Raw genomic sequence first — 3,833 nt, 5'->3', positions numbered from 1 at the left:
GCGCGCTGATGATGCCGTGCGTGACGGTGCTGCGCAGCCCCAGCGGCGCACCCGCGGCCAGCACCTCGTCGCCCACCCGCACCTTGTCGGAATCACCGAGGCGCGCCACCGACAGGTTGTCGACGTTGTCGACCTTCAGCACGGCCAGGTCGGTCTTGGGGTCGCGGCCCACCAGGTTCGCCGGCACCTCTTTGCCGTCGTTGAAGACCACGGTCGTCTTGAACTGGCTGGGGTTGTTCGCCGCCTCGGAGATGACGTGGTTGTTGGTGACGATGTAGCCGCGGCCGTCGATGACGACGCCGGAGCCCTGCATGCCTTCCTGGTCGCTCTTGGACTCGATGGTCACCACGGCGCCCGCCGTCGCGGCCGCAACCTTGGCGAACCGGCCGGCCGGGCCTTCGCCGTTGCCGCTGGTGGACAGCGTCACCTTCGAGGTGGTGAAGGCCTCGGCGACTTCGGCCGTCTTGCGGCCGATCACACCGCCGAGCACACCGATGACCAACGCGATCAGCAGCAGCACCAGCAACGCGAGGTAGGACACCTTGCCGCCGAACAACACGTCGCGCACGCCCAGTTTGCCGCCGTAACCCAGGGCGGTACCGGAGCGCGACGGCGGCACCGCCGGCGTGCCCAATGCGGCCGCGGCGCCCGGGTCTCGCCAGGGGTCGTCGAGCTCGTCGGGCCCCACACCGTCTTTCTCGGCGGCCAGCGCATTGGCGTCCACCGGGTGGCGCTGCAGCGAATCGGGGCTGCCGTCCGGCCGGTGGAACGCCTCTTGCAATACGGGGTCGGCCGGTCGGTCGCTGGGCCGGAAGTCGGCCTGGTCGCGGTACTTCTGCGGACGGACCCGTTCGGCCACGAACGACCCGCGCAGCCCCTCGGGACGACCGAACTCCCGGCGCGACGCGGGGTCGACCGGCGGACGCGAGATGGGGCGCGGCGCTAAGCGGTTGCCGCTGTCTTTTGCTTGGTCGTAGCCTTGGTCGGAGGTCACGTTGTCCCTTTTGGATCCTCTGCTTGAGCGCTCGAGACGGGCCTTTGCCGGGCGAAATACGCGGCACCGGCGTTGTCCGTGTCCACCCTAGTATCCATGGCCCGCCATCGGTCGGCATGAACGCGCGCGGGGGACGCCTCGAAGGGGCGGGGCGCCGATCGGCTACCGGCGCTTGCGCCGCTCCCGGCCGTCCCGATCGGCGAACCGGTCGGCGGCCATGGAGGAGTCGTCGGGCGACTCGTAGGGAATGTCGGCCAGCATGCCGAGCAGGGTGCTGGGGATGCGGATGGGGCGCGAATCGCGCAGCGCCGCGCGGGCCCGGCTCTGGTCCTCGACCTCGGCCGCGCACTGGGCGCACAACGACAGATGATGCGCGGCGCGCAGATGGGCGTTCATCCGCAGTTCGCCGTCGACGAACGCCGCGATCGCTTCGACGGACAGGTGCTCGGTGGAGCCGAACTGGCGGGGGGCGCCGATGGGCGCGTCGCTCTGGGAGGCGAACTGAGCGGGGAGCCAGGAGAACGCGCGGCGGAACACATGTCCACGATCGGGCATCACCAACTCCTCGCCACTCATTTCTTATTGCCGCCTTATGTCGAATGTAGCGCGACAGACCGCGCGATACCGAGGGTAAGGCCGCAAAGCCGCTGAATAGCTGCCCGAACGTTAGGCGGGCGACCGGTGATTACGCCGACTTGGCGCGCGCCACGTCGTGGTCGGGGTGCGCGGCCAGGTAATCCCGCAGCGCCTGGCGCCCGCGGTGAATGCGGCTGCGCACGGTGCCCAGTTTGACGCCCAACGTGGCGCCGATCTCCTCGTAAGACAGGCCCTCGATGTCACACAGCACGACGGCGGCGCGGAATTCCGGCGGCAGTGAATCGAGCGCGGCCTGCAGGTCCGGGCCCAGCCTGGAGTCGTGGTAGATCTGCTCGGGGTTGGGCTCATCGGCGGGCACCCGCTCGTAATCCTCGGGCAACGCCTCCATCCGGATGCGCGAGCGCCGGCGCACCATGTCGAGGAAGAGGTTGGTGGTGATGCGGTGCAGCCAGCCCTCGAACGTCCCGGGCTGGTAGTTCTGCACCGACCGGAAGACCCGGATGAAGGTCTCCTGGGTGAGGTCCTCGGCGTCGTGCTGGTTGCCCGAAAGCCGGTAAGCCAGCCGGTACACGCGGTCGGCGTGCTGGCGCACCAACTCGTCCCACGACGGCATGGCCGCCTTGTCCCCGGTCGCGTCGAACACCGCGGTGCCGTGCGGCGCGTCGGACGGCTCCACCCACCCGTCGGCGGGGAGCCCCTGCGCGTGCGACATGCTGGAGGGGCTGAGAAGCGTGGTGATGATCGAATCCTCCGAATCGGGCGTGCCAAGTAGTGACACTTCGTCACTGGCGGCAACAGGTAGTTCCCAGTCGGTATTCCCGGTCCAACGCCCTCCGCGATCCATAGGGCTACCGTCGCGTACCGGAGTATGTGCGGTATATGAACAGTCTGAGCTGAACCTGAGAAACCGTATCGTTACCTGCGCTGTGCAGGAGATATCCATCGCGCAGTGACCTTAAACGCATCGGCACAGTTGGGCGTGTCACCCCGATCGGACTCAGGCGCGCCTGCCGGAGCGCGCGGCGAAGTGGAATACGCTGCGGGCATGGACGGCACCGACGCAGAAGCCCCCGGCCAGACGGCGCCCAGTCGGGCCGATGCGCTCTTCGCGCACGCCGAAGCCTCGATATCGGAAGACGCGCTGTTGGCGGCCGCCCGCGAGCGGGCCGTGGACATCGGTGCGGGCGCGGTGACGCCGGCGGTCGGTGCCCTGCTGAGCCTGCTGACCAAGCTCAGTGGCGGCAAGGCCGTCGCCGAGGTGGGCACCGGCGCGGGCGTCAGCGGCCTGTGGTTGCTGTCCGGCATGAGCGACGACGGTGTGCTGACGACCATCGACCTCGAACCCGAATATCTGCGGCTGGCCAAGCAGGCGTTCACCGAAGCCGGCATCGGACCGTCGCGCACCCGGCTGATCGGCGGCCGCGCCCAGGAGGTACTCACCCGGCTCGCCGACGCGTCCTATGACCTGGTGTTCATCGACGCCGACCCGATCGATCAGCCGGACTACGTCGTCGAGGGTGTGCGGTTGCTGCGGCCCGGCGGCGTGATCGTGGTGCACCGCGCCGCGCTGGGCGGACGGGCCGGCGATCCGGCCGCCCGCGACGCCGAGGTGGTCGCCGTGCGGGAGGCGGCGCGCCTGATCGCCGAGGACGAGCGGCTCACCCCGGCGCTGGTGCCCCTCGGCGACGGCATCCTGGCCGCCGTTCGCGACTGAGTCGCCCCGGCCCATCGTTTTGCACCAGCCGCCTCCGTCGCCTTGAGCTCGGGCTTTCCGGGACCGTCCGCATCTTTATGAATTTTTGACGCGCGCCCTCCTTGACCGCGGGCTGAACATGCGTTTAGCGTACTGAACATGCGTTCAGCCGACCTGACGGCCGCCGCCCGGATCAGAGATGCGGCCATCGAGCAATTCGGCGAGCACGGGTTCGGCGTCGGCCTTCGCGCCATCGCCGAAGCGGCCGGCGTCAGCGCCGCGCTGGTCATTCACCACTTCGGCTCCAAGGAGGGCCTGCGCAAGGCGTGCGAGGACTACATCGCCGAGACGATCCGCGGCAACAAGTCCGAGGCGCTGCAATCCAACGACCCCGCCACGTGGTTCGCCCAGATGGCCGAGATCGAGGAGTACGCGCCGCTGATGGCTTACCTGGTGCGCAGCATGCAGACCGGCGGCGACTTGGCGAACATGTTGTGGCGCAGGATGATTGACAATGCCGAGGAATACATGGCAGAGGGCGTGCGCGCC

5 protein-coding genes are annotated in these 3,833 nt (G+C 68.9%); 2 read left to right on the top strand and 3 right to left on the bottom strand.

The features are described 5' to 3' along the window. The 3 genes from A5646_RS26370 to sigE all read right to left on the bottom strand — a co-directional run. Positions 1-994 (bottom strand): S1C family serine protease (locus A5646_RS26370; protein WP_067025398.1); only part of this gene is annotated, 994 nt, incomplete at its 3' end. Between the two features lie 162 nt (positions 995-1,156). Then, positions 1,157-1,549: an anti-sigma E factor RseA gene (rseA, locus tag A5646_RS26365; protein WP_197497946.1), complete on the bottom strand. Its 393-nt coding sequence runs from the start codon at positions 1,547-1,549 to the stop codon at positions 1,157-1,159. A 130-nt stretch (positions 1,550-1,679) separates the two neighbouring features. Next, positions 1,680-2,435 (bottom strand): RNA polymerase sigma factor SigE, encoded by a 756-nt coding sequence (gene sigE / locus A5646_RS26360; protein WP_066878956.1) that lies wholly within the window; start codon positions 2,433-2,435, stop codon positions 1,680-1,682. A 201-nt stretch (positions 2,436-2,636) separates the two neighbouring features. On the opposite strand from sigE, the gene A5646_RS26355 reads away from it, so the two are divergent. After that, positions 2,637-3,305 carry an O-methyltransferase gene (locus tag A5646_RS26355; RefSeq protein ID WP_066873541.1) on the top strand — a complete coding sequence of 223 codons (669 nt, stop codon included), beginning with the start codon at positions 2,637-2,639 and terminating at the stop codon, positions 3,303-3,305. 138 nt (positions 3,306-3,443) lie between these two features. Then, the coding region (locus tag A5646_RS26350; protein ID WP_156748893.1) for a TetR family transcriptional regulator at positions 3,444-3,833 on the top strand (390 nt) is incomplete at its 3' end.

Source organism: Mycobacterium sp. 1245499.0, assembly GCF_001673615.1.
Classification (GTDB): domain Bacteria; phylum Actinomycetota; class Actinomycetes; order Mycobacteriales; family Mycobacteriaceae; genus Mycobacterium; species Mycobacterium europaeum_A.
Note: the sequence above shows the minus strand (reverse complement) of the source record. Positions and strands in the feature narration are given on the sequence as shown.

What these genes read in the sequence shown, in the direction of transcription:
- rseA (WP_197497946.1), bottom strand. Translation starts at nt 1,549, where the DNA reads ATGCCCGATCGTGGACATGTGTTCCGCCGCGCGTTCTCCTGGCTCCCC.
- sigE (WP_066878956.1), bottom strand. Translation starts at nt 2,435, where the DNA reads ATGGATCGCGGAGGGCGTTGGACCGGGAATACCGACTGGGAACTACCT.
- A5646_RS26355 (WP_066873541.1), top strand. Translation starts at nt 2,637, where the DNA reads ATGGACGGCACCGACGCAGAAGCCCCCGGCCAGACGGCGCCCAGTCGG.